Genomic DNA, 23,432 nt, shown 5'->3' with positions numbered 1-23,432 from the left:
TCCTCGCTTCAGATCGGGTAGATCAGCGAGTTGGGGATCATCTCGCTGTCGAAAATGCATTGGCGCGACGCGAACTTCCATCCCTCGCCGGTGCGCTTGATGACGTCCAGATACCGGCCGACCGACAGGATGTCGCTCAACTGATCCGGTTTGGTGCGAAATACGGCGTAGTTCGCCTCGACCTCGAGCGTATCGGCATCGCGCTCGCGAATCGACGGCAGGCCGATCACGTGCCGCTGGTAGTAGGGATCGTGAAACAGCGTGTCGCGAATCCCGTAGATGCGATCGCGCAACATGCCCTTGCTTTCGAACGAGAGCGTGGCGAGCGGCAGCCCCATGTCGTAGTTCTCGCGCGGCTGGATGCGATACACGCAATCGTCGAGAAAGAATTCGGGCCAGGCGTCCCATTGTTGGGCGTCGAGCGCCGCCGCGTAGGCTGCGTTGAGCTCGACCACGGCCTGAAAGGTTGTGAAATCCACCATCGGTCGTCTCCTCAAACGTCCATCAAACGGCGCCAATAGGCGTACATGCCGCGAATCAGCGTCTCGGTCACCATGTGGTCCGTGTTCTCCACGCCGGTGCCGCCCAGCTCGGCGATGACGCGGTGCCACGGCTTCTGCGCGAAGCCCTCCTGCGAGCACTCGATCGCCTCGCCGTCGTCGGCCGAAACGAAGCCTGCCGGCCCAAACAGGTTCGCCTGGCGCAAACGGCGCTGGGTCATTTCCTCGGTGTCGTCCTCGAAGCCAAAGTGTGTCCACACGAAGTCGAACGCATTGGGCCCGCGCGGCTGGATGTGGCGCGTCGACACCGAATTGACCTGTTGCTGGAGGATCACGCTGGGGAACAGTGTCATGAGCACGGCCGTCGGGCCCTTCCACCAGTCTTCCTGAACGATGTCGAGAAACCGCATGTCGTTGAGCGACATCGATTCCTTGAAACTCGACACGCCCGAGGTCACCTCTCCGCCACCGCCCTGGCCGCGCGTCGAAATCATGGCCGCGTGGCGACCTTGCGCGTCCATCACGAGACGCGACTTGTTATCGGCGCGCCACAGGCCGAACGTGACGAACCAGGTATGCGGCAGCCCCGGGTGATACGGGTCCTTGATGTTCTCCTGCATGAGCTTCCAGTTGCCCGGGATGCGCTGCTTGTTATAGCCCAGCAGTTTGAGCTTGCGCCCGTCGAACAACCGGTCGAAATAGGCGCAGATCTCGGGCCCGAGGAAGTCTTCGAGCGATTCGACCTCGTGATCGAACGACGCGAAGATCACGCCACCGCGCGTGGCGACCTTCAGCTTGGTCAACCCGTGCTCCTCGGGCTTGAAATCCTTCGGCATGCCGCCGTTGACCTTGCCGTCCTGCTTCACGCCCCGACGGAACGGCACGCCCTGAAGATTGCCCTTGAGGTCGTAGTTCCACTGGTGATACGGGCAATGGAAATCGGTGCGATTGCCGCGCTTTTCCCGACAGAACTTCATGCCGCGATGCGCACACACGTTCTCGACCACGTTGATGTCGCCCGTGGCGTCGCGCGTGACGATGACCGAGCGCTCGCCGATCACCGTGCGCTTGAAGTCGCCCGGCCCGGGCACCTCGGCCTCCAGCCCGACGTAGTTCCAGTGCTTGCGATAGAAGCACTGCTCGAGTTCCCGGCGATAGAGCTGCTCGTCCGTATAGACGCGAAACGGAATGCGGCTCGATCCCTCGCCAGGCCAGATGTCCGTTGCCGACTGGCTGTCGGACGGCGCCGGGTCGAACCCGGTCTGCGGTGTGGTACTCACGATTGTCTCCTTTGGGTATGCGAAATCCATCGATGCGGCGAAACGTCAGGCCGGTCGACGCTCACACGACGTGGTCGACAGCGCGCACGTGCACGTCCGCCGCCCGCCTGGGCCGAACGCCCTTTGCGCGACTAGGCGGCCTTGGCGTAGAACGCGTCGGCGTAGATATGCGCGCCGTCGATTCCGCGCTCGCGCAGCAATCGCGTGGCGGCCTCGACCATCGGCGGGGCACCGCACAGGTAGGCGCGCCATCCGCCCAGCGCATCGGGCGAGACGAAATCGGCCGCGATCGCCTCCGTCACGTGTCCGACACGAAATGCCTCGTCACACAGCGCACCCGCGTCGGCCGCCGCCGTGGTCGTCACCACGTGCAGGCGAATGCCCGCGTGCCGCGACGCGAGCTCGCGCAGCCACGCAAGACCGTACACGTCGTCAGGCGAACGGGCACCGACGTAGATTTCGATGCGATTGGTCATGCCGCGAGCGACCGCGCCGCGCACGATGGAGAGCACTGGCGCGAGCCCCGTCCCGCCAGCCACGCAAAGCATCGGCCCCGCATGGCGGGTACGCAGATACGACGTACCCAGCGGGCCGGATACGCGAACCGCATCTCCCACTTCGAGTTGCTCGGCGACGTAGCCGGTCACCGCGCCGCCCGGCACGCGGCGGATGTGAAACTCGAGCGTGTCGTCGGCGTCGAGTCCGGCCATCGAATACGGGCGGATATGCGCGGGCGTGAATTGCAGCGTGGCGTATTGCCCCGGCGAGAAGCTGAGCGGCTTCGCCGGCTTGAGGACCAGACGTTTGATATCGTGCGTGAGCGTTTCGATGGCGAGCACCGTCGCCTTGAGGATCTTCGCGGGATGCACGACGACTTCGTCGACTTCCGGCAACTCGATCTCGCAATCGCCATGCACCGTCGACTGGCAGGCCAGCACGTGGCGCTCGCCTTCGCCCTGGGAATGTTCGTCGTGGTGACGGTACTCGACCCCGTCGGCCTGGCGCACGTCGCCCGACAGGACCCGGCAACGGCATGTGCCGCATCGGCCGGACAGACAACTGTAGGAAATCGGGATCTGACGCTCGGTCAGCGTCTTGAGCAGGTTATCGCCAGGTGTGACCTCGAGGCGCTCGCCGAGCGGCTGCACGTGAACTTGCATGGGGGTTGTCTCCGTTCCGACGGTGCACTCGATGCACCGCGCATGGCGTTTCGACGCCGTTTGCAGACAGCATCGCGCAACCCTTGATATAAACCAATAGAATCTCGTTTATATGCCTCATAAATTCCAGTGATCTCACCGAACGACCCGGCACGCCCATGGACCTCCATTCCGTTGATCTGAACCTGCTGGTCGTCTTTCAGCACCTGTACAACGCAAGACGCGTGTCACGCGTGGCCGAGGCCCTGGGTGTTACGCAACCAGCGGTCAGCAATTCGCTCGCGCGCCTGCGCAAGCTGTTCAACGACGAGCTGTTCATCCGTACATCGCGCGGCATGCTGCCCACGCCGATGGCCGTCGCGCTGGCCGAGCCCATCGCGGCGGCGCTCGACGCCCTGCACGGCGTCTTCAACCGTCAGCTTGCCTTCGATCCGGCGACCAGCCGGCGCGCGTTCCGGATCGCCATGACGGACATCGGCGAGGTGCACTTCCTGCCGAAACTCATGCATGCGCTGGGCGAGCGGGCGCCGGGGATCACCGTCAGCACCGTGCGTAATACGGCGGTGAATCTGCAGGAGGAAATGGCGGCCGGTCAGGTCGACCTCGCGGTGGGGCATTTGCCGGATCTCACGGCAGGCTTCTTCCAGCGGCGGCTCTTCCGCCAGAAATATGTCTGCATGTTCCGGCCGGGACATCCTCTGGATCGACCGAAGCAGACGCGGATGACGCGCGAAGATTTCGAACGCGCCGAGCAGGTGATGGTGGTCGCCGCGGGCACCGGACACGGCCAGGTCGACGAATTCATGGCACGCGCCCACGTGCATCGCAACATCCGGCTGCGCGTGCCGCACTTCGTCGCGCTGGCCGACATCCTGCATGCGACCGACCTGATTGCCACCGTGACCGAAAAGTTTGCCCAGCGAAGCGCGCAGCACTTCGGCCTGCGTTACGTCGACCACCCGCTCGACGTGCCCGACGTCCAGATCAACCTCTTCTGGCACGCCCGGTATCATCAGGAACCGGCAAGCCAATGGATGCGCACGCTGCTGTTCGAACACTTCTCGGAGTGAGCGTCGCCGAGCGCGGCATCGGCCCACGCCCCATGTTGGGCGCGTCGGCGGCGCCGACGTCGCGGCCACGGGCTTGCGCGCGCGGCACGCGACCTGCCGGGCCACGACTCAGGCGTTGAATCCGCCGTCGATGGTGAGACTCGCGCCGGTCACGAACCCTGCCTCCTCGCTCGCGACATATGCCACCATCGCCGCGATTTCCTCGGGGCGGGCGTGGCGCTTGAGCGCCATCAGATCGTGCATCGCCCCCGCGAAATCGCCGGCAGCCGGATTCATGTCGGTGTTCGTCGGCCCCGGTTGCACGTTGTTCACGGTAATGCCTCGCGGACCGAGATCGCGCGCCATCCCTTTGACCAGCCCGACCAGCGCGGCCTTGCTCATCGCGTAGGTCGCACCGCCGGCGAACGGCATGCGCTCGGCGTTGCACGAGCCGATGTTGATGATGCGCCCGCCCTCGCCCATGTGCGCAAGCGCCGCCTGCGATGCGATGAACACGGCGCGCACGTTGACGTTGAGCATGCGGTCGAACTCTTCGACCGGAATGTCCGCGATCGATGCCATGGAAAACACACCGGCGTTGTTCACGAGAATGTCGATCCTGCCGAACCGAAGCGCCGCCTCATTCACCGCTTGCGTCAATGCGGCGGCGTCGCCCGCGTCGGCATGCAAGGCAAGCGCGCGCCCGCCCGAGGCCTCGATTTCAGCGACCAGATCCTCGGCGGCCGCCCTCGATCCCTTGAACGTGAACGCGACGGCCGCGCCGCCGTCGGCCAGTCGCCGCACCACGGCCGCGCCAATCCCGCGCGAGCCCCCCGTCACGAATGCCACCTTGCCTTGAAAGTTCGTTGCCATGTCATTGCTCCACTGGGTTGAGAAGTGGAGCCAGTATGATTGGCGAATTACATCTCAACTAGACGATAATACCGATCATCAATTTCAACCAATTGGAACAGGTGAGCGATGGATGCCATGCATCTGATCGAGTCTTTCGTGCTCAGCGCCCGCGCCGGAAGTTTTTCCGCCGCCGCGCGCCGGTTGGGGATGACGCCCGCAGCCGTGAGCAAGAATGTGGCGCGTCTGGAGGCGCAACTCGGTTTGCGCCTGTTTCACCGCAGCACGCGCAGCCTGACGCTCACGGCGGGCGGCGATCGGTTCCTGCTCGACGTCGACGCGCCATTCGCGGCGCTGACCGACGCGTTTGCCCGCGCCGCCGAGCGCGAGAGCGCGCCATCCGGCATGCTCAAGGTCAGCGTGGCGCACGCGTTCGGGCGTCAGTACCTCTTGCCGTTGCTCGGCGACTTTCTCGCCCGCTACCCTGAGATCGTGCCCGACTGGCGCTTCGACAACCGAAGCGTGGATGTCGTGGCCGAAGGCTTCGATGCCGCCATCGGCGGCGGGATCGAGCTCACGCCCGGTGTGATCGCGCGACGGCTCGCGCCAACCTATGCGGTCATCTGTGCGTCGCCCGGCTATATGGCCGAACGCGAGACACCCGTGCATCCGTCCGCGCTGGCGTCGTTCGATGCCGTGATCCGGCGCTCCGGTGCGACCGGGCGGCTGCGCGCCTGGGACTTGCGCAACGCGCTGGGCGAGCGCGTCAACATCGAGCCGCGCACGCGCATGATCTTCGACGATCCCGAGGCGATGGCGCACGCGGTTGCGCTCGGCTACGGGGTCGCACTGCTGCCGATGCCGCATGCGGCGCCATTGCTCGCGTCGGGTCGCATTCGCAGACTTCTGCCGGGATGGTACGAAGAGTACGGCGGCGTGTTCATCTATTACTCGAACAAGAAGCAGCTTCCCCTGCGCACCCGGGTCTTCGTCGATCACGTGGTGCAGGCTTTCGAGGCGCAGCGTCTGGCCGCATGCTTCGACGGTCGGTGATGCGCCCACGGCGCCGCGCCTTGCCTTGTGCGCGTGCGTGCACTGTAATGGAAGCATCTTGCCGACGGCAGGCAGGAGCGAGGAGAACGCTCCGCGTCGGCAGTCAAGGGGGGTGGGAGATCCGCCATGGATACCACCAAGACCGCATGGCGCGCGATGGCCCTGGCCATGCTTGCGCTGGCACCTGGCGCGCCGCGCGCTCAGTCAACGCTTCCCCCGTATCCTCCGAAGGAAATCACGCTTACGGTTGCCGCCGGCGAGAAGGCAGCGATCTGGGTGCAGCCCAACTACAGCGTGCTTTGCCGCTCGCTCGGCCAGCCAACGTTCGAACTCGACTCGACGCCCACGCTCGGCGAAGTGATCCCCGAATGGATCGACTACACGGTGCCGGCCGGGCAGCGCTGCGAAAGCATGCGATTTCCCGGCATGGTGGTCTGGTACCAGGCCGGGAAATCGCCCGGCACCGACGTGGTCACCTGGACCGTAGGCTTCCCACGCGAACTCGGCAGCCACACCCCCACCACCGGCGACCACCGCGTAACGACGACGATCGTCGTGAACTAGCCGACGCGACGCGCAGGACGGCTCGGAATTGCCGGGCGGTTCGCTGCGAAGCGCTTGCGTTCGACGTCAATAAAAAAACCCCGCCTAATCCAATCGGTGGCGGGGTTGTTCAGCGATCCGAAATATTGGATTACATGTTCTCGATCATCACCTGACCGAAGCCTGAACAGGACACTTGCGTCGCGCCTTCCATGAGACGGGCAAAATCATAGGTGACCTTCTTCGAGAGGATCGACTTCTCCATCGACGCGATGATCAGGTCCGCCGCTTCCGTCCATCCCATATGGCGCAGCATCATCTCCGCCGAGAGGATTTCCGACCCTGGATTGACGTAGTCCTTGCCAGCGTATTTCGGCGCCGTGCCGTGCGTGGCTTCGAACATCGCGACTGAATCCGACAGGTTCGCGCCCGGCGCGATACCGATGCCCCCGACCTGCGCCGCGAGCGCATCGGAAATGTAATCGCCGTTCAGATTCAGCGTGGCGATCACGTCGTACTCGGCCGGACGCAGCAGAATCTGTTGCAGGAACGCGTCGGCAATCGAATCCTTGATCGTGATCTCCTTGCCGGTCTTCGGGTTCTTCACCTTGCACCACGGCCCGCCGTCGATCTCCGTCGCACCGAATTCGTTCTTGGCGAGCGCGTACCCCCAATCGCGGAACCCGCCCTCCGTGAACTTCATGATGTTGCCCTTGTGCACGAGCGTCACGCTGTCGCGGTTATTGTCGATCGCGTATTGAATGGCCTTGCGTACCAGGCGCTCCGTGCCCTCGCGCGAAACCGGCTTCACACCGATGCCGGAGGTTTCCGGAAAGCGGATCTTGGTGACGCCCATTTCATTTCGCAAAAACGCGATCAGCTTCTTCGCCCCCGCCGATTCCGCCTCCCACTCGATGCCGGCGTAGATGTCCTCCGAGTTCTCGCGGAAGATCACCATGTTGATCTTCTCGGGGTGTCGCACCGGCGACGGAACGCCCTTGAAGTACTGCACCGGACGCAGGCAGACGTACAAGTCGAGTTGCTGGCGCAACGCCACGTTGAGCGATCGGATGCCGCCCCCCACCGGTGTCGTCAACGGCCCCTTGATCGACACGACATAGTCCTTCACGGCCTGCATCGTTTCGTCGGGCAGCCACACATCGGGGCCATAGATGCGCGTGGACTTTTCTCCCGCGTAGACTTCCATCCAGCTGATCCTGCGCTTGCCGCCATAGGCCTTTTCCACGGCCGCATCGACGACCTTGAGCATCACCGGCGTAATGTCCACGCCCGTGCCGTCTCCCTCGATGTACGGGATGATCGGGTTGTCCGGCACGTTGAGCGAGAAATCCTTGTTGACGGTGATCTTCTCGCCGGCCGGTACCTTGATGTGCTGATACGACATGGTGGGGCTCCAATGGAAAAATCGGACTGCGCTCGCCAAATGCGCCCGGGGGAACGCTCGACGTATTTCGTCCCTATTGTAGTCACTGCATCGTAAAGTGCGCGTGACGCAAGGCAAGTCTTATATAAGACATAAGACTTACGTTCCCGATTATGCATTAACATGGCGGGGCTGGCCAGCAGGTCGAGAACGCATATTGCGTTCAGATGCCCTGCCGCATGGCGGGCATGTTCGTCGGCACTCTCCGATTTTGCGCTACCGGTATGACACTTCTCGCACTCAACAAACCCTTCGGCACGATCTGTCAGTTCTCGCCGCATCCCACCCGCCCGACACTCGCCGAATGCATCGCGCAGCCCGGGGTGTATCCGGCGGGTCGCCTCGATGCCGACAGCGAAGGACTGCTGCTGCTCACCGACGATGGTCGCCTTCAGGCGCGGATCGCCGAACCGGAACGTAAGTTGCCCAAGACCTATTGGGCGCAGGTCGAAGGGGCTTACGAAGAAACGGCTGTCGCTCGCCTGCGCGCCGGTCTCGATCTGGGCGATTTCGTCACACTGCCCTGCGACGCCCGCGAGATTCCCGAGCCGCAGGCGCTATGGCCTCGCCATCCGCCCATCCGCTATCGCGCGAGCATTCCGACCCACTGGCTGGAGATCACGCTGGTCGAAGGCAAGAACCGTCAGGTCAGACGCATGACGGCCGCCGTGGGCAAACCGACCCTGCGACTTGTGCGCGTGGCCATCGGTCCGGTCGACGTCTTCGCGCTGAATGTGGCGCCAGGACAATGGTGCGAACTGCCGCAACAAATACTTACACTCTCCGGTCAACGCCGCGATCGCTCATCTCGTTGAGGGAACAGGTGCGCAACATACGCACCACGAACTGAAACGAGGAAACCAAGTCATGAACAAACTGCTGCTCGCATTGACCGCCGGCCTGATCGTGTCCGGCGCCGCGATGGCCCAACAATCGGCGCCGGCCACGGCGCCTGTCGCACCGGCGGCACCTGCAGCGGCAGCGCCCGCTCCGGCGGCACCGGCAGCGGCTACCCATGCCGCTCCGGCGAAGAAGGCCAAGCACAAAAAGCATCACCACAAGAAGACCGGCAAGAAGGCTGTCCAACCCCCGGTCGGTAACAAGCCGTAATACTTGTGTTCGAAAAAAACTGCGGGTGGGTTGTCAACCGATGTTCTGAACGGACGTTAAAGGAGATGACTCACTTCGCGGGTCAACGAGTACATCACCCCAACATCGAGCTTCAACGAGGAATCTCATGAAAAAACTGATCGCTGCCCTGGTCGCTGGCCTGTTCGCAACTGGCGTGTTCGCTCAAGCTTCGGCTCCGGCCGCTGACGCGGGTGCTGCTCCGGCCGCCGCAAGCAAGCCGGCTGCAAAGAAGAAGTCGACGCACAAGAAGTCGCACAAGAAGTCGGCAAAGAAGGCTTCAGCTGCTGAAGCGCCGGCCGCTGCCAGCAAGTAAGTCCCGCGTGGCGCAGCATGTCTGCGCAACGTGCGGTAACAAGCAGGTTGCTCTCGCAACCTGCTTTTTTTTCGTCCGGCGGCTACAATGATTCGCCTTCCTCTGACGTTCCCCCGATCTTTCAGGAGTCGTTCGTGATCCGGATTTCACGTCAACTGGCCGCGCTTGCCGCCAGCGCCGCGTTTGCCGCCTCCGCCGCCGTCATGGCCCTTGCGCCGACGAGCGCCGTCGCGCAGATCAAACAACCCGGTCAGTTTCCCACCGTCCAGCTTTCCGCCGGCATGTATCTGATCAAGGCTGAAGTGGCCGCGAACGAAGCCGATCGCGAGCAGGGTCTGATGTATCGCAAGACCATGCCCGACAACGCCGGCATGCTGTTCGTGTTCGAACAACGTGCCGGTCACTGCTTCTGGATGAAAAACACCGACCTGCCGCTGTCCATCGCCTTTCTCGCCGACGACGGCACGATCGTGAACATCGAGGACATGGCCCCGCAGACCGAAGATAACCACTGCCCGCGTGCCGCCGTGCGCTACGCGCTCGAAATGAACCAGGGCTGGTTCAGGAAGCGGGGCATTGGACCGGGCATGAAGATCTCCGGCCTCCCGCGCTGATCGTCGGGATGCCGGGGGGCGCGCTCAGCGCGCGCCGCTCGATACGCCGAGCGCGGATGTGAGTGATCGTTCGAGAAAGCGGTCGAGCAGCCACGGATCGAAGTGACGCCCCCGTTCGGCGAGCATCGCACCGACGATTTGCGTCGGGCTGAGCGCGGCCCGATAAGGCCGATGACTCGCGAGCGCATCGAACACGTCGACGATGGCAACGATACGCCCCGCCAGCGGGATGCGATTTCCCGACAGCCCATGCGGATACCCGAGGCCGTCGTAACGCTCGTGATGGGTGAGCGCCACGGAGGCGGCCAGTTCGCACGCCGCCCCGCCAATGGCGCGAAGCATGTCGGCGCCGAGCCGGGGATGCATCCGCATCACCTGCGTCTCGTCGGGCGACAGCTTGCCCGGCTTTTCCAGAATCGTATTGGGAATGCAGAGCTTGCCCGTGTCATGCAGCGCCGCCGCGAGGCCGAGCGCCTGCGCCTCCACGGCGGGCAATTCCAGCGACTTCGCGAAACGCCACGCGAGCGTACCCACGCGCCACATGTGAGTGGCGGTACCACCACGCTTGTGTTCGGCCAGACGGAACAACGTCCATGCAGCACTCGGCAAACTGCGCATGAGCCGGGCATCGGCGAGCCGGCTCCGGTACGGCGCGACGGGCCGGGGGTCTACCGCTGCCACCTCCGGGCCCGCGCGGTGCGCATGGCGCTCGGGAAGGGGATCAACGGAAGGATCACAAGCGGTTGGCGCAGGGTCTGGCATAAGTCGTTCTTCGCGTTTGGAGCTCTCACTCTATCGAGGGTCGCATCGCCAAACGTTGATGTCGATCAAGTCCACCTCACATCCGCGCGATCCTGCAACCGCTGAAAACGAAAAAAGCCCACCGCAAGCGGTGGGCTTTTCGATTGCCGGCAGCGTCGCGCGCTCGGGTTGGGCGCCTGACGCGGCATCGCGTCACGAACCGCACATCGGAGTGCGCGATTCGCCATTGTCGACCGGCAAAGTCCGGGACGTTCGATTACGCGAAGTTCTTCGCGGCGAAATCCCAGTTAACCAGCGTCCAGAATGCCTCGGCAAACTTCGGACGGGCGTTGCGGTAGTCGATGTAGTAAGCGTGCTCCCACACGTCGATCGTGATGATCGGCTTGTCGGTCGTGGTGAGCGGGGTTGCGGCGTTGCTCGTGTTCACGATGTCGAGCGAACCGTCGGCCTTCTTCACCAACCACGTCCAGCCCGAACCGAAGTTGCCCACGGCCGACTTCGTGAAGGCTTCCTTGAAGGCGTCGAACGAACCCCACTTGGCATCGATGGCCTTGGCCAGATCGCCAGCCGGTGCGCCGCTGCTCTTGGGCGTCAGGGTGTTCCAGAAGAAGGTGTGGTTCCACACCTGGGCTGCATTGTTGAACACGCCGCCCGACGACTTCTTGATGATGTCTTCGAGGCTGGCGTTTTCGAATTCGGTGCCCTTGATCAGGTTGTTCAAGTTGGTCACATAGGCTTGGTGGTGCTTGCCGTAGTGATACTCCATCGTTTCCTTGGAGATGGTCGGCGCCAGTGCATCGATGGCGTACGGCAGTTCAGGGAGCTTGTGTTCCATGGCAATTGTCCTTTGTGCTCTGAGGGGAACCCGATTTGCGTTATCCGGAGCCATCGATTCTAGGGCAGATGCGATAACCCCGCAAACCCAACGGGTACTTGGCTTCCCGCAATGTGCCCGTCGAATGTGACGATTGTTTGCCGATCCCGGCCAATCGACGCACGATCCCTGCGATTTGGCAGATTCCCCGAACCGGCCACGCCTAAAAAGTATCGTCTAGCCTGACTTGAACGTCACCAATGCCGACATCGGCCGCGCCTTGCGCCAAATGCATCGTGACCTGCTGGCCGCGTTGCAGCCGACGGGGGTCGCGCAGCGGTTGCCCCCTGGCATCGAGCACCGCGGCATAACCGCGCTGCAGCGTTCGACGCGGATTGAGCAGTTCAAGCTGGGCCCTGGCATCGGTCAGACGCTGCGATGTGCGCTCGGCGCGGCGCGACATGGCACTCTGCATGCGCTGTCCAAGCAATGCCACGCGTTCATGTTGCGACGCAATATCCGGCACGGCGCGCGCCAGCCGCAGGCGCAACATCTCGAAGCGGCCCCGACGTTGCGCCAACGGGCGCTCCAGTGCGTGCCGCATGCGATCGGACAAGTGCGCGAGCTCGCCGCGCTGACGCGCCAGACGTTCGCGCGGCGACACCAACCCGCGCGACAGGCTGTCGAGTTGCTGGGCGCGCTGCTCGAGCGTACGCCACATGGCGCGCGTAAGACGCTGGCGCTCGCGGTCGACCTCGCGCAGGCATTCGTCGCGCGCGGCACTGATGAGTTCGGCGGCCGCCGTCGGCGTGGGCGCCCGCACATCGGCCACGAAGTCCGCAATGGTGAAATCGGTTTCGTGCCCCACGCCCGAGACGACCGGCAGTTCGCTTCGCGCAATCGCGTGCGCCAGCACTTCCTCGTTGAAAGCCCAGAGGTCTTCGATCGAGCCGCCGCCGCGGCACAGCAGGATGGTATCCACCTCGCGACGGGCGTTGGCGATGTCGAGCGCGGCGGCGAGGCGGGCCGCGGCGTCGGCGCCCTGCACCGGGGCGGGATAGACCACGACCGCGACGTGTGGCGCACGCCGCGCCAGCGTCGTCAATACGTCGCGCAGCGCGGCGGCTTGCAATGACGTCACGACGCCAACGCGACGTGCGTACTTTGGCAACACGCGTTTTCGGGCGGCATCGAAGAGCCCTGCCGCGGCGAGCTTTTCCTTGAGTCGCAGGAACGCCTCGTACAGGTTGCCCTGTCCGGCGCGACGGATAGCCTCCACGTTGAGTTGCACTTCGCCGCGTGGCACATACATCGAGAGCAAGGCGCGAACTTCGACGCGATCGCCCTCTTTCGGCATGAAATCGGCATGCTGCGCGCGGCCGCGGAACATCACGCAGCGCATCTGCGCCTGGGCGTCCTTGATGGAAAAATACCAATGACCGCTGGCCGCGCGCGTGAAGTTCGAGATCTCGCCGCTGACCCAGGCCAGAGGGAAGCTCCGCTCGAGCACGCCGGCCACGGCTTTGTTCAGATCTGAAACACTTAGCACGCGATCCGCACCACCGGTGGGCCGGGCGTCGTCGAAAGATGGGTTCATGCGCGTTGGCTGACGAAAAACTGTCCACAGGCCCGCTAATTTAAGGGTTTTCGCGCGCGAACGCCCGACATTTCCCGCTCGGACAATCTAAACCCTTGATTTCTCTGGCTTTCCGAGATGAATCCGGACCGTCTCAAAGACGGGTTTCGGTACCGTGGCCAAGATATGTCCCGAGGCGCGGACATGTGCACATAGTTATCCACAGGCTTGCGCGGGTTTTCCGGGATTCGTGAGCTTGCGGTGGTGTTCATTTCTGAAACAGCTCACTGCGCATTTTTTAATCACGAACCAAAAAGCGCCGCTGCGTCAAAGAGTTGTCGGATGTATCCCACGGTTGTCCACATCCTTGTGCTCGTGCAATGTGGAAAACGGTGCTTGCCCATCCCCACCCTGCACGCTACAGTGCGGACTCGTTTGCCCATCCCCCGCAACAAGCAAGAGGTCGTCTTTGTTTGCCGTCATCCAGGCCGCCGGCTGGCCCATCTGGCCACTTCTCATCGCCTCCGTCATCGCTCTCGCACTGATCGTGGAGCGCGCCCTGTCGCTGCGCCGCGCACGCGTGCTGCCCGCGGGCATTCTCGAGAACGCGATCACGCTCGCCCGCCGTGGCGCCAAGCAGGAGGCCACCGAGGCGCTGGCGCGTGGGTCCCTGCTCGGGCGCGTGCTCGCCACGGGCGTGCGCTACGTCGCCCACAATCCACAGGGGCCGCGCGACGCCGCGAAGGAAGCCCTCGAGGAGACCGGGCGCGCCGTCGCGCATGAACTCGAGCGGTTTCTGCCGGCGCTCGGCACCATTGCGTCGATCGCCCCGCTGATGGGACTGTTCGGCACGGTCGTCGGCATGATCGAAATCTTCGGCTCGCAAGACGCCACGGGGACCGACCCGGCGCAGCTCGCGCACGGCATCTCGGTCGCGCTTTACAACACGGGGTTCGGCCTGATGATCGCGATTCCCGCGATGATCTTCTACCGCTATTACCGCACACGCGTCGACGCCTTCCTGGTGGAACTCGAGACGCAGGCGGTCCATTTTCTCGATGCCACGCTGCCGCGGCACTGACCCGAGAGTTGCGCGATGAATTTCCGTCGAGGCCTCTCCACACGCGACGAGCCCGAGATCAATCTGATCCCGCTCATCGACGTGCTGCTGGTCATCCTGATCTTTCTGATGGTCACGACGACCTATACGCGTTACACCGCGCTCAAGGTCAATCTGCCGACGGCCGACGCGGAGAAGGCTGTGGTGCCGCCGCGCCAGATCGTGGTGTCGGTCGGTGCGGACGGCAGCTACGCCATCGACCGGCACGCGCTCGCACAGCGTGACGTGGCCAGCCTGACAGCGGCGCTGCGCCAGGCCGCCGGGCCGGCGAGCGACGCTGCACAAGCGCCTGTCATCATCATCAACGCCGATGCGAAAAGCAGCCATCAGTCGGTCATCAACGTAATGGAGGCCGCACGCGAAGCCGGGCTATCGCGACTGACCTTCGCTGCGCGCGCCACAACGGCGCGCCCGTCCCGATGACTTCGCCTGCGCACCGCGCCGCGCAAGGTGCGCGCGCCCGTGCGCTGGTGCCGCGCCTGTCGGGCGCGCTGGTGCACTGGGTCGACATGCAATGGCAGCGGCGCGGCGCCGTCGCGTGGCTGCTGTGGCCGCTGTCATGCATCTTCGGAGCGATCGCCGCATGGCGACGTCTGAGTTTTCGCCGCGGCTGGAAGACGTCGACGCGCCTGCCCGTGCCTGTCGTCGTGATCGGCAATCTCACGGTGGGTGGCACCGGCAAGACGCCGACCGTCATTGCACTGGTGAGCGCATTGCGCGCACACGGGTACACGCCGGGCGTGCTGTCGCGCGGCTATGGGGCACGGCTTTCACACCCGACCGAAGTGAGCCCGTCGGCGCGCCCCGAAGCGGTCGGCGACGAACCGCTGCTCATCGCCAGGCGCACGGGCGCTCCGGTGTGGGTCTGGCCGGCGCGCGTCGAAGGAGGACGCGCGCTGCTCGCCGCGCACCCCGAGTGCGATGTCATTCTTTGCGACGACGGGCTTCAACACTATGCATTGGCCCGCGACGTCGAAATCGCGGTGTTCGACCATCGCCTCGGCGGCAACGGGTTCCTGCTGCCGGCGGGTCCGCTGCGCGAACCGCTCTCACGAACGCGCGACGCCAATCTGATCAACGACCCGTACGGCAGGACATTGCCGGCCTGGCCCAACACCTGGCGCCTGACGCTGTCGCTGGGCGACGCGTGGTGCGTGAGCCAGTCGTCGCTCACCCGGCCGCTTTCGCACTTCCGCGGCAAGCGAGTGCTGGCGGCCGCCGGTATCGGCGCCCCGGAGCGATTCTTCGCGGCGTTGCGCAGCGCGGGCCTGCAGATCGAGACGCTCGCCCTGCCCGATCATTACGACTTCGCCACGAATCCGTTCGATGGCCTGGCGGCCGATACCATCCTGATCACCGAAAAGGATGCAGTAAAATGCGTCACCTGGTCCGACCCGCGTGTGTGGGCCGTGCCTGCCGAGGCAGCGCTCGATGCGCGTCTCGTATCACTGGTAGTGGAGAAATTGCGTGGACAACCGACTGTTTGAGATTCTCGTCTGCCCGTTGTGCAAGGGTCCCCTGGAGTACGACAAGAAAGCCCAGGAGCTGATTTGCCACGCCGACAAGCTCGCTTATCCGATTCGTGACGGCATTCCCGTCATGCTGGCCGACGAAGCACGTCAGTCCGTCGAAGGCACGCCCGTGCCGCCGAGCGACGACCTGTCCGCATCGTGAGCGCCGCCGCTGCCGTCGACTTCGTCGCCGTGGTGCCGGCCCGGCTCGCGTCGACGCGCCTGCCGAACAAGCCGCTTGCCGATATCGGCGGCAAGCCGATGGTCGTACGCGTGGCCGAACGGGCGCGCGAGTCAGGCGCGCGCCAGGTCGTCGTGGCAACCGACGCGCAAAGCGTTGCCGACGCCGTCTCGGCCCATGGCTTCAGCGTTGCCTTGACGCGCGCCGATCACCCCACGGGCACCGACCGCCTGGCAGAAGTCGCCGTGCAACATGGCTGGTCCGACGACACCATTGTCGTCAACGTGCAGGGCGACGAACCGCTCATCGATCCGCGCCTCGTGCATGCGGTAGCGGCCCACCTGGCGGCCCATCCCGAATGTGCGCTCTCGACCGCGGCACATCCGATCACCGAGAACGCCGAGATCTTTTCCCCGAATGTCGTCAAGGTCGTGCTCGATGCACACGGCCGCGCGCTCTATTTTTCCCGCGCCCCCATTCCCTGGTCGCGCGACGCATGGTCGGCCGGGCTCGCACACACGGCAACGTTGCCCGCAGCCAGCACCCCGATCTTGCGTCACATCGGACTGTATGCCTACCGGGCGAAATTCCTGCGCAGCTATCCGGGCCTGCCTCAGGCACCGATCGAGACCGCCGAATCGCTCGAACAACTGCGCGCGCTATGGCATGGCGAGCGCATTGCGGTACTCGTCACCGAGGACGCACCGCTGCCGGGCGTCGATACCGCCGAGGACCTCGAGCGGGTTCGCGCGCTGCTGAAAGGCTGATGCAAGGCGTCTGACGCAAGGCGCCTGCGACAGTCGCCAACGCGGCGCGATGGGCGGGTGATGGGCGGGTGATGGGCGTGCGATAGGCCTGCGATAGACACGCAACTTGGCGGCGGCCGGGCGCTGAAATGGCCGGCGACGCGAATCCCCATGCCTGCGCGCGCCGCGGTTCACCGGTCCTGCGCACTGCGAGGTCCGTACCGGAATTCATACCGGCGCGCCGCGCATCCATCGGCAAAACGCCGCCGGGCGGGTACGTCGTGGCATAATCGCTCTGATTCTCGCGAGCAGACCCCGGTCGTGCGCGCGTCGCGCCTTGCCGAGCGCGGCGCCGGCGCGAGGTGAGGTTGGCCGGTCAACGGACCCGCAACCCGCTGCCGATCGCCGGAAAATGTCTGCCTGCCGCACGCACAGCATTCACAAATCACAAACTTTCAGGAGTCATCGATGCGTCTGATTTTGTTGGGGGCACCCGGGGCCGGCAAGGGCACCCAAGCCACGTTCATCAAAGAAAAATTCGGCATCCCGCAAATCTCGACCGGCGACATGTTGCGCGCCGCGATCAAGGAAGGCACCCAACTCGGTCTCGAGGCCAAGCGCTTCATGGACGCCGGCGATCTCGTGCCGGACGCCGTGATCATCGGCATGGTGCGTGAGCGCCTGACGGCCGACGACTGCAAGAACGGTTACCTGTTCGACGGCTTCCCGCGCACGATCGCGCAAGCCGAAGCCATGAAGGAAGCGGGTGTGGCCATCGACTACGTGCTCGAAATCGACGTGCCGTTCGACGAGATCATTACCCGCATGAGCGGCCGTCGCACGCACCCGGCCTCGGGTCGCACGTATCACGTCAAGTTCAACCCGCCGAAGGTGGAAGGCAAGGACGACGTGACGGGCGAGCCGCTCGTGCAGCGCGACGACGACAAGGAAGAGACCGTGAAGAAGCGTCTGGCCGTGTACGAATCGCAGACCAAGCCGCTCGTCGCCTATTATTCCGATTGGGCCAAGCACGGCAGCCAGGGCGCAATCGTCGAGGCGCCGCAATATCGCAAGATCTCCGGCCAGGGCAGTGTGGACGAGATCCGTGCACGCGTGTTCGACGCGCTGAAGTAAGCGCGCCAACGCCTGTGGTCGACGACATGGCCCGGCCCTGTCGACGCCGCGCAGGCAACCGCAACGCCATGAAAAAGGCGGCCAGTGCAGACTTGGCCGCCTTTTTTGCCAAAGGAGGATGACGCATGGAAATTCAGGGCAATGTGTTTCTGATCACCGGTGGCGCCTCGGGGCTCGGCGCGGCGGCAGCGCGATGGCTCGCCGGACTTGGGGCGAAAGTCGTGCTTGCCGACGTGAACGTCGCCGAAGGCGAGGCGCTCGCGGAAAAGCTCGGCGGCAAGTTCGTCAAATGCGATGTGACCCGCGAGGATGACGGCAAGGCCGCCGTCGCCACGGCGCAAGCGCTCGGCACGTTGCGAGGTCTCGTCAATTGCGCGGGCATCGCAATCGGGAGCAAGACCGTGGGCCGCGACGGCCCACACCCGCTCGACGCCTTCTCGCGCGTCATCCAGATCAACCTGATCGGCACCTTCAACATGATTCGCCTCGCCGCCACGGCCATGAGCCAGGGCGAGCCCAACGGCGAAGGCGAGCGCGGCGTGATCGTCAATACCGCTTCGGTCGCTGCCTTCGACGGCCAGATGGGTCAGGCCGCGTATGCTGCGTCCAAGGGCGGGGTCGCGAGCCTGACGCTGCCCGTCGCACGTGACCTGTCGCGCAGCGGCATCCGCGTGATGACCATCGCCCCCGGCATCTTCGAGACGCCCATGATGCTCGCCATGCCCGCCGAGGTGCAGGCGTCGCTTGGCCAGATGGTGCCGTTTCCGCCCCGACTCGGGAAACCGTCGGAGTACGCCATGCTCGTGGAGCAGATCGTGCGCAACCCCATGCTCAACGGCGAAGTCATCCGTCTGGACGGCGCGATCCGGATGCAACCGAAGTAAGCACCCGCGCGAGGCGCGCGATCCCCGGCGCACCTTGACGCACCGCAACACGCCGTCACCCGGACTGTGACTACAATGGAATGCCGATCGCCACCGCGCTCGGTCCCGACGCCGGACGAAACACCGGCGCCCTCGTGTTCTTCCCGTCCCCCCGAGGCAGGAGGCTGGCATGAAATCACTGGCGCAACAGATGTCGTTCTACCAGCGCTATCACCGCAGTCCCAAGAACCGTCTCACGCATTTCTTCGGCGTTCCCATGATCATCCTTGCCGTGATGCAGGCGCTGTCATGGGTGCCGCTCGGCCCGAGCGGACTGAATCTGGCGCACGTGGTCATGCTGGTGCTGCTGTCGTACTACTTCATTCTCGACGTTCCCCTCGCACTGGCGATGACAGCGTTCTTCGCCGTATTGCTGGCCGTGACGCAACATCTCGCACGCCTGCCATGGACGTGGGCGCTCGCGGTGTTCGGGGTCCTGTTCGTGGGCGGCTGGATCATTCAGCTGATCGGCCATCATTTCGAAGGACGCAAACCGGCGCTGCTCGACAACTTCTTCCAGATCTTTATCGCGCCCATGTTCCTGATGGCCGAAGTGTTCTTCCATTTCGGCTACAAGCCCGGACTGCAGCGACGCGTGCAGGAGCTGGCCGCGCAGTCCGCCTGACGCCCGTCACCGGCACTGCCCGGCTCCCGGCTCCCGGCCCCCGCTCGCCGCGCAACGCTGCGGAGGCGGGAGGCTCGCGAAAAGCAAAACGCCAGTCGATGCCGACTGGCGTTTTTTTCGCGGTGCAGGACGAAACCGGCGTGCGCCAGTCGTCGGTCATCGTCGTCAGCCATGACCGCCGGGACGTCGACTCAGATCGTCGAGCACTTGCCGGATGGCGTCGCCGTCCTCCGCCTCCGGACGCATACTCAGGTAGTACTCGAGATCGTCCTGCGCCGGACGTACCAGCCCGAGCCGGGCGTACGCCAACCCCCGGTCGCGTTTTTCGACGGGATGGTCAGGCAGCACGAGCACCATGCGCTCCTGCACCGCCAGCAAACGCTCCCAACGCTCGTTCTGCGTATAGATAGCCCGCAGATTGCGCAGCATCCTGGCGAGGATTTCACGCGGCGTGGCGGGCTCCAGAAACGGGTGGAGCAATGCCCATAACGCTAACTCCTGAATCGGCTCGGCACTTTCGTCCCGGTAGTGCTTCAGATACGGCTCGACCATTTCGAGCAAACGCTGCGGCGAGAGCGAATTGCCGGAGAGCGGGTCGATGACCACGTCGCCGGCCGGCACCGCCAGGCGCAACAGAAAATGTCCGGGGAACGACAGGCCGCGCAGCGGCAGGCCAATCTGATGCCCGATCTCCATGCACAGCACCGCCAGCGAAATCGGAATGCCGCGCCGGCGGTCCAGCACGATGTGCAGATGGCTGTTGTCCGGGTCGTAGTAGTCGTTCTGGTTGACGGCGAACCCGAGTTCGCGAAAGAAAAAATGGTCCAGCAACTGGAGCTTTTGCAGCGGCCCGGCGTCGGGCGGCAACCGCCGTGACAGGCGTGCGGCGAGCGCGTCGATCTGGGTAAGCGTGCCCTGCACGTCGAGGTCGGGATAGACGTCCTGCGCGATGGCAATGGCCGCCTCGGTGAGCGGGAGGCCGTCGTCGGACGCGACCAGCGCAGCAAAATACTCGAGAATTCGATTCGCCATGCGGTATCCGTGAATGCTGCCGTGCCGCAGCCGTCAAGCGTCCGGCCATCGCCCGTCGGGTCCTGGCGGGACGCGATCAACGCGTGCGGCGGCGGAAGAACGAGAAGTTGAAGCCCATGAGGAATAATGCCCCGAAATACACCACGGCGCATAGCACCAGGCTCGCGCCGAGCAGCGCGATGCGCGAGAGCGGGCGCGCGCCGAGCGCAACCCAGTCGAAGCTTTGCGTGAACCACAGCAGCGTGCCGGCCAGAATCAGGCAGGCGGCAAGCAGTTGCACGAAGAACAGGCGCCAGCCCGGCGCCGGACGGTAAATGCCGCGTTTGTAGAGCCCCGCGAACAGCAGCGCGGCGTTCATGCAGGCGCCCACCCCGATCGACAACGACAGACCGGCGTGCGCGAACCAGCGCACGAACAATACGTTCGACAATTGGGTGGCGACGAGTACCACCACGGCGATCTTCACCGGCGTCTTGATGTCCTGCTTGGCATAGAAGCCCGGCGCGAGAATCTTGATGAGAATCAGGCCGACCAGTCCGACGCCGTAGGCCGTGAGCGCGTGCGCGGTCATCACGACGTCGGTGGCGTCGAACCGTCCGTATTGATACAGCGTGGCGGTCAGCGGCTCCGCGTAGACGAACAGCCCCACCGCACTGGGCATCGCGAGCAGGAACGTCAGCCGAAGTCCCCAGTCCAGCAGGGCGGAATATTCCGCGGCATCGCCGTCGGCGTGGGCGCGCGACAAGCTCGGCAGCAGGATCGTGCCCAGCGCCACACCCAGCAACGCCGTCGGGAATTCCATCAGGCGATCGGCATACGCGAGCCACGAAACGCTGCCCTGCGCGAGCCGCGAGGCAATGTTCGTGTTGATGATGAGGCTCACCTGAGCGACCGACACGGCCAGCGTGGCCGGCACCATCTTCGCCAGCACGCGCTTGACCCCAACGTTGCGCAGCGCGGCGGCAATATTGAGGGTGATGCGCGGAATCATGCCGATGCGTGCGAGCGCCGGGAGCTGGATCAGCAGTTGCAGCACCCCGCCCACGATCACGGCATAGGCCAGCGCGTAAACCGGCGTCTCCAGGTGCGGCGCCACCCACAGCGCGGCCACGATGGAGCTGACGTTGAGCAGCACCGGCGCGAATGCCGGCATCGAAAACTGCCGCCACGTATTGAGCACCCCGGCGGCCAGCGTCGTAATGGAAATGAGCGTGATGTAAGGGAACATCACTCGCGTCATGAACACCGCGGCGTCGAACGTGCCGTTTTCGCGCGACAGGCCCGTCGCCACCGCGTAGACCACCGCCGACGCGCCAAGCACGCCGGCCACGGTGATGGCCAGCAGTACCCAGAAAAGGACCGTCGTGACCGAGTCGACGAGGGTTTTCGTCTCCTGTTCGCTGCGTTGCGTCTTGAATTCGGCCAGAATTGGAACGAATGCCTGCGAAAATGCCCCTTCCGCGGACAGGCGGCGCAGCAGATTGGGGATGCGGAACGCCACGTTGTAGGCGTCGGTCATGGGACCCGCGCCGAACATGCGTGCGATCAGGATTTCACGGACCAGACCGGTGATGCGCGAGAGCATCGTGAAACCGCTGACCGTAGCGAGAGCTTTGAGCAAATTCATGTTGCGCGTATTATACGCACAGCCTCGCAGCAAAGAAGTTGCAATTTCCGTTGGCCTTCGGCTATAATCGTCGGTTTCGAAGTCAATGGATTGCTTCCTGGCCACCGTGTCTCCCAGGGAGCCGAGCCAAACTGCATAGAAGCCGCATCAGGCGGAGCAATTCAAGGAATTCACCGAACATGGCAAATACCGCACAAGCACGCAAGCGCGCGCGTCAAACCGTTAAGATCAACGCCCACAACTCGGCGCTGCGTTCGCGTCTGCGCACGGCAGTCAAGGCTGTCCGCAAGGCCATCGCCGCTGGCGATCAGGCTGCCGCCAAGGAAGTGCTGCGCACTTCGGCCAAGACGATCGACATCATTGCCGACAAGAACATCGTTCACAAGAACACCGCCGCTCGCCAGAAGAGCCGCCTGTCGGCCGCCATCAAGGCGATGTCGGCTGCTGCGTAAGCCAGCGAGACACGACCTGTTGCTTGCCGGTTCCGACTACGGTCGGGACACTAAAAAGCCCGCTTCGCGCGGGCTTTTTTCTTTTCCGGCGCCAAACGTCGTATCAGCGCGGCGATCGGCCCCTCCCTCCATCGCGCCAGCCGGTGACAGCAAATCAACCGCACGGTACGAACGAGAGGGACGAGGCGAACGAATGGTCGGATGCGCCGCGAGCGGCGAACGACGACGACAGGACATCGGCCGGAGGGCGGCCAGAGGTGGCGGGTGGCGACGGTGAGTCAGGGCCAAAGGCCCGGCACTCACGTCTGACGGGAAACGGTCAGGGGGAATTACTTGACGTCGGGGACGATGCAGGCTTCGGTCAGTTGCAAATCGTTGTCACGCGCGAAATTCATTGCGAAATCGAAAGCCATCGGCTCGATATCGCGCAGTCGCTCGTCAACGACGACGCACTTGACGTCACCCACCATAATCGGACGCACGTAGGGGGAGTACTGCATGTATGCGTTCGGGCCGGCATTGCGTCGGCCGCAGAACGACAAGACACCGCACAGACGTTCCGCCCAGTCGCTCGGCCGGAACTTCTTGCCATCCCGGGTAATGCCCTGGATGAAATACTCGCGCGCGGAAACCTGGTCGGTCATATCGCTCAATCACCTCAAAAAACACCTGGCCAGCCGTACGCGGGTAGCGTTGCTGACAGAGACAGTATTATATCTTATATAAGACTCAAACCCGTCTCCCCACCTCAGCTGCGGACGTTTTTTTCGGTCTTGCCAGCCGTTTTTGGCTGTGCCGCAGCGGGGACGATGATACGCTTTTCGTGTGACGGCAGAACGATTTGGTAGACTAGGGTCTGTTCCCCCGAGTCCAGCAACCGGCAGAACACCTTCACGCGCCTGATCGGGGGACAGGCCTCAAGGCTTGTTCGTCGTGCCGCAAGCGAGCGAGTTCCCGGCGAACTCCCGCGAGAGCGGCCTCCAGCAGAAC

Annotated in this window: 27 protein-coding genes; 16 read left to right on the top strand and 11 right to left on the bottom strand. The window is 64.1% G+C overall.

What is annotated here, in order from left to right; genetic code table 11:
• Positions 1-8: 8 nt before the first annotated feature.
• From W930_RS0119730 to W930_RS0119720, 3 genes are all read right to left on the bottom strand, one after another.
• Positions 9-482, bottom strand: coding sequence for an aromatic-ring-hydroxylating dioxygenase subunit beta (locus tag W930_RS0119730; RefSeq protein WP_023594574.1), 474 nt, complete (start codon positions 480-482; stop codon positions 9-11).
• Positions 483-493: 11 nt separating this feature from the next.
• Complete coding sequence (locus tag W930_RS0119725) at positions 494-1,780, bottom strand: aromatic ring-hydroxylating dioxygenase subunit alpha (protein WP_235195562.1); 1,287 nt, start codon at positions 1,778-1,780, stop codon at positions 494-496.
• A gap of 131 nt (positions 1,781-1,911) precedes the next feature.
• Positions 1,912-2,940 (bottom strand): 2Fe-2S iron-sulfur cluster-binding protein, encoded by a 1,029-nt coding sequence (locus W930_RS0119720; protein ID WP_023872119.1) that lies wholly within the window; start codon positions 2,938-2,940, stop codon positions 1,912-1,914.
• Positions 2,941-3,098: 158 nt separating this feature from the next.
• Between W930_RS0119720 and W930_RS0119715 the strand changes: the two genes are divergently transcribed.
• Positions 3,099-4,010, top strand: coding sequence for a LysR family transcriptional regulator (locus W930_RS0119715; RefSeq protein ID WP_023872120.1), 912 nt, complete (start codon positions 3,099-3,101; stop codon positions 4,008-4,010).
• A 108-nt stretch (positions 4,011-4,118) separates the two neighbouring features.
• On the opposite strand, the gene W930_RS0119710 is transcribed toward W930_RS0119715, so the two are convergent.
• The gene (locus tag W930_RS0119710) at positions 4,119-4,862 is read right to left on the bottom strand and encodes an SDR family oxidoreductase (RefSeq protein WP_023594570.1); all 744 of its coding nucleotides are present in this window, start codon (positions 4,860-4,862) and stop codon (positions 4,119-4,121) included.
• A gap of 108 nt (positions 4,863-4,970) precedes the next feature.
• Here W930_RS0119710 and W930_RS0119705 point away from each other — a divergent pair, with 108 nt between their 5' ends.
• Together W930_RS0119705 and W930_RS0119700 are read left to right on the top strand one after the other, a co-directional pair.
• A complete protein-coding gene (locus tag W930_RS0119705; protein WP_023872121.1) occupies positions 4,971-5,894 on the top strand; it encodes a LysR family transcriptional regulator in 924 nt (307 codons plus the stop codon).
• 126 nt (positions 5,895-6,020) lie between these two features.
• Positions 6,021-6,458 carry a hypothetical protein gene (locus W930_RS0119700; protein WP_023594568.1) on the top strand — a complete coding sequence of 146 codons (438 nt, stop codon included), beginning with the start codon at positions 6,021-6,023 and terminating at the stop codon, positions 6,456-6,458.
• A gap of 130 nt (positions 6,459-6,588) precedes the next feature.
• Here the strand turns inward: W930_RS0119700 and icd are convergent, their stop codons facing one another.
• Positions 6,589-7,842, bottom strand: a complete 1,254-nt coding sequence (gene icd / locus W930_RS0119695) for an NADP-dependent isocitrate dehydrogenase (RefSeq protein WP_023872122.1) — start codon at positions 7,840-7,842, stop codon at positions 6,589-6,591.
• 263 nt (positions 7,843-8,105) lie between these two features.
• On the opposite strand from icd, the gene W930_RS0119690 reads away from it, so the two are divergent.
• From W930_RS0119690 to W930_RS0119675, 4 genes are all read left to right on the top strand, one after another.
• A complete protein-coding gene (locus tag W930_RS0119690) occupies positions 8,106-8,696 on the top strand; it encodes a pseudouridine synthase (protein WP_023872123.1) in 591 nt (196 codons plus the stop codon).
• Between the two features lie 52 nt (positions 8,697-8,748).
• Entirely contained in the window at positions 8,749-8,991 is a 243-nt protein-coding gene (locus W930_RS0119685; protein ID WP_023594565.1) for a hypothetical protein, read from the top strand.
• 127 nt (positions 8,992-9,118) lie between these two features.
• The gene (locus W930_RS0119680; RefSeq protein WP_023594564.1) at positions 9,119-9,325 is read left to right on the top strand and encodes a hypothetical protein; all 207 of its coding nucleotides are present in this window, start codon (positions 9,119-9,121) and stop codon (positions 9,323-9,325) included.
• Positions 9,326-9,459: 134 nt separating this feature from the next.
• Positions 9,460-9,939, top strand: coding sequence for a DUF192 domain-containing protein (locus W930_RS0119675; RefSeq protein ID WP_024788590.1), 480 nt, complete (start codon positions 9,460-9,462; stop codon positions 9,937-9,939).
• A 24-nt stretch (positions 9,940-9,963) separates the two neighbouring features.
• Here the strand turns inward: W930_RS0119675 and W930_RS28210 are convergent, their stop codons facing one another.
• The 3 genes from W930_RS28210 to xseA all read right to left on the bottom strand — a co-directional run bounded on the left by W930_RS28210 (position 9,964) and on the right by xseA (position 13,112).
• Positions 9,964-10,557 carry an HD-GYP domain-containing protein gene (locus W930_RS28210; RefSeq protein WP_023872125.1) on the bottom strand — a complete coding sequence of 198 codons (594 nt, stop codon included), beginning with the start codon at positions 10,555-10,557 and terminating at the stop codon, positions 9,964-9,966.
• A 400-nt stretch (positions 10,558-10,957) separates the two neighbouring features.
• Positions 10,958-11,536 (bottom strand): superoxide dismutase [Fe], encoded by a 579-nt coding sequence (sodB, locus tag W930_RS0119665; protein ID WP_023594561.1) that lies wholly within the window; start codon positions 11,534-11,536, stop codon positions 10,958-10,960.
• Positions 11,537-11,738: 202 nt separating this feature from the next.
• Complete coding sequence (xseA, locus tag W930_RS0119660; protein ID WP_023872126.1) at positions 11,739-13,112, bottom strand: exodeoxyribonuclease VII large subunit; 1,374 nt, start codon at positions 13,110-13,112, stop codon at positions 11,739-11,741.
• A gap of 448 nt (positions 13,113-13,560) precedes the next feature.
• Between xseA and W930_RS0119655 the strand changes: the two genes are divergently transcribed.
• The 8 genes from W930_RS0119655 (at position 13,561) to W930_RS0119620 (ending at position 19,331) form a co-directional block, all read left to right on the top strand.
• Positions 13,561-14,172: a MotA/TolQ/ExbB proton channel family protein gene (locus tag W930_RS0119655; protein ID WP_023594559.1), complete on the top strand. Its 612-nt coding sequence runs from the start codon at positions 13,561-13,563 to the stop codon at positions 14,170-14,172.
• A 15-nt stretch (positions 14,173-14,187) separates the two neighbouring features.
• Entirely contained in the window at positions 14,188-14,634 is a 447-nt protein-coding gene (locus W930_RS0119650) for a biopolymer transporter ExbD (RefSeq protein WP_023594558.1), read from the top strand.
• Positions 14,635-14,720: 86 nt separating this feature from the next.
• Entirely contained in the window at positions 14,721-15,698 is a 978-nt protein-coding gene (gene lpxK / locus W930_RS0119645; RefSeq protein ID WP_051399287.1) for a tetraacyldisaccharide 4'-kinase, read from the top strand.
• Entirely contained in the window at positions 15,679-15,885 is a 207-nt protein-coding gene (locus W930_RS0119640) for a Trm112 family protein (protein ID WP_023594556.1), read from the top strand. Before lpxK ends, W930_RS0119640 begins: the two co-directional genes overlap by 20 nt.
• Positions 15,882-16,670, top strand: a complete 789-nt coding sequence (gene kdsB, locus W930_RS0119635) for a 3-deoxy-manno-octulosonate cytidylyltransferase (RefSeq protein WP_023872128.1) — start codon at positions 15,882-15,884, stop codon at positions 16,668-16,670. The genes W930_RS0119640 and kdsB overlap by 4 nt, the downstream gene beginning before the upstream one ends.
• 447 nt (positions 16,671-17,117) lie before the next feature.
• Entirely contained in the window at positions 17,118-17,783 is a 666-nt protein-coding gene (adk, locus tag W930_RS0119630) for an adenylate kinase (RefSeq protein WP_023594554.1), read from the top strand.
• A 125-nt stretch (positions 17,784-17,908) separates the two neighbouring features.
• Entirely contained in the window at positions 17,909-18,667 is a 759-nt protein-coding gene (locus W930_RS0119625; RefSeq protein WP_023872129.1) for a 3-hydroxyacyl-CoA dehydrogenase, read from the top strand.
• Between the two features lie 169 nt (positions 18,668-18,836).
• Positions 18,837-19,331, top strand: a complete 495-nt coding sequence (locus W930_RS0119620; protein ID WP_023594552.1) for a DUF962 domain-containing protein — start codon at positions 18,837-18,839, stop codon at positions 19,329-19,331.
• A gap of 165 nt (positions 19,332-19,496) precedes the next feature.
• Here W930_RS0119620 and W930_RS0119615 read toward each other — a convergent pair whose 3' ends face one another.
• Both W930_RS0119615 and murJ read right to left on the bottom strand, forming a co-directional pair.
• Positions 19,497-20,363: a SirB1 family protein gene (locus tag W930_RS0119615; protein ID WP_023594551.1), complete on the bottom strand. Its 867-nt coding sequence runs from the start codon at positions 20,361-20,363 to the stop codon at positions 19,497-19,499.
• A gap of 76 nt (positions 20,364-20,439) precedes the next feature.
• Complete coding sequence (gene murJ, locus W930_RS0119610; protein WP_023872130.1) at positions 20,440-21,990, bottom strand: murein biosynthesis integral membrane protein MurJ; 1,551 nt, start codon at positions 21,988-21,990, stop codon at positions 20,440-20,442.
• 179 nt (positions 21,991-22,169) lie between these two features.
• Here murJ and rpsT point away from each other — a divergent pair, with 179 nt between their 5' ends.
• Positions 22,170-22,442, top strand: coding sequence for a 30S ribosomal protein S20 (gene rpsT / locus W930_RS0119605; RefSeq protein WP_023594549.1), 273 nt, complete (start codon positions 22,170-22,172; stop codon positions 22,440-22,442).
• Positions 22,443-22,771: 329 nt separating this feature from the next.
• On the opposite strand, the gene W930_RS0119600 is transcribed toward rpsT, so the two are convergent.
• Positions 22,772-23,086 (bottom strand): DUF3579 domain-containing protein, encoded by a 315-nt coding sequence (locus W930_RS0119600; protein ID WP_023594548.1) that lies wholly within the window; start codon positions 23,084-23,086, stop codon positions 22,772-22,774.
• Positions 23,087-23,432: the final 346 nt, after the last annotated feature.

The sequence above is a fragment of the Pandoraea sp. E26 genome (assembly GCF_000681415.1).
GTDB classification, from domain to species: Bacteria; Pseudomonadota; Gammaproteobacteria; order Burkholderiales; family Burkholderiaceae; genus Pandoraea; species Pandoraea pnomenusa.
Note: the sequence above shows the minus strand (reverse complement) of the source record. Positions and strands in the feature narration are given on the sequence as shown.

Excerpts from the sequence above, each read along its gene's own strand:
- W930_RS0119730 (WP_023594574.1), bottom strand. The coding sequence starts at position 482 with ATGGTGGATTTCACAACCTTTCAGGCCGTGGTCGAGCTCAACGCAGCC.
- W930_RS0119720 (WP_023872119.1), bottom strand. The coding sequence starts at position 2,940 with ATGCAAGTTCACGTGCAGCCGCTCGGCGAGCGCCTCGAGGTCACACCT.
- W930_RS0119715 (WP_023872120.1), top strand. The coding sequence starts at position 3,099 with ATGGACCTCCATTCCGTTGATCTGAACCTGCTGGTCGTCTTTCAGCAC.
- W930_RS0119710 (WP_023594570.1), bottom strand. The coding sequence starts at position 4,862 with ATGGCAACGAACTTTCAAGGCAAGGTGGCATTCGTGACGGGGGGCTCG.
- W930_RS0119705 (WP_023872121.1), top strand. The coding sequence starts at position 4,971 with ATGGATGCCATGCATCTGATCGAGTCTTTCGTGCTCAGCGCCCGCGCC.
- W930_RS0119700 (WP_023594568.1), top strand. The coding sequence starts at position 6,021 with ATGGATACCACCAAGACCGCATGGCGCGCGATGGCCCTGGCCATGCTT.
- icd (WP_023872122.1), bottom strand. The coding sequence starts at position 7,842 with ATGTCGTATCAGCACATCAAGGTACCGGCCGGCGAGAAGATCACCGTC.
- W930_RS0119690 (WP_023872123.1), top strand. The coding sequence starts at position 8,106 with ATGACACTTCTCGCACTCAACAAACCCTTCGGCACGATCTGTCAGTTC.
- W930_RS0119685 (WP_023594565.1), top strand. The coding sequence starts at position 8,749 with ATGAACAAACTGCTGCTCGCATTGACCGCCGGCCTGATCGTGTCCGGC.
- W930_RS0119680 (WP_023594564.1), top strand. The coding sequence starts at position 9,119 with ATGAAAAAACTGATCGCTGCCCTGGTCGCTGGCCTGTTCGCAACTGGC.
- W930_RS28210 (WP_023872125.1), bottom strand. The coding sequence starts at position 10,557 with ATGCGCAGTTTGCCGAGTGCTGCATGGACGTTGTTCCGTCTGGCCGAA.
- sodB (WP_023594561.1), bottom strand. The coding sequence starts at position 11,536 with ATGGAACACAAGCTCCCTGAACTGCCGTACGCCATCGATGCACTGGCG.
- xseA (WP_023872126.1), bottom strand. The coding sequence starts at position 13,112 with ATGAACCCATCTTTCGACGACGCCCGGCCCACCGGTGGTGCGGATCGC.
- W930_RS0119650 (WP_023594558.1), top strand. The coding sequence starts at position 14,188 with ATGAATTTCCGTCGAGGCCTCTCCACACGCGACGAGCCCGAGATCAAT.
- lpxK (WP_051399287.1), top strand. The coding sequence starts at position 14,721 with ATGCAATGGCAGCGGCGCGGCGCCGTCGCGTGGCTGCTGTGGCCGCTG.
- adk (WP_023594554.1), top strand. The coding sequence starts at position 17,118 with ATGCGTCTGATTTTGTTGGGGGCACCCGGGGCCGGCAAGGGCACCCAA.
- W930_RS0119625 (WP_023872129.1), top strand. The coding sequence starts at position 17,909 with ATGGAAATTCAGGGCAATGTGTTTCTGATCACCGGTGGCGCCTCGGGG.
- W930_RS0119620 (WP_023594552.1), top strand. The coding sequence starts at position 18,837 with ATGAAATCACTGGCGCAACAGATGTCGTTCTACCAGCGCTATCACCGC.
- W930_RS0119615 (WP_023594551.1), bottom strand. The coding sequence starts at position 20,363 with ATGGCGAATCGAATTCTCGAGTATTTTGCTGCGCTGGTCGCGTCCGAC.
- murJ (WP_023872130.1), bottom strand. The coding sequence starts at position 21,990 with ATGAATTTGCTCAAAGCTCTCGCTACGGTCAGCGGTTTCACGATGCTC.
- rpsT (WP_023594549.1), top strand. The coding sequence starts at position 22,170 with ATGGCAAATACCGCACAAGCACGCAAGCGCGCGCGTCAAACCGTTAAG.
- W930_RS0119600 (WP_023594548.1), bottom strand. The coding sequence starts at position 23,086 with ATGACCGACCAGGTTTCCGCGCGCGAGTATTTCATCCAGGGCATTACC.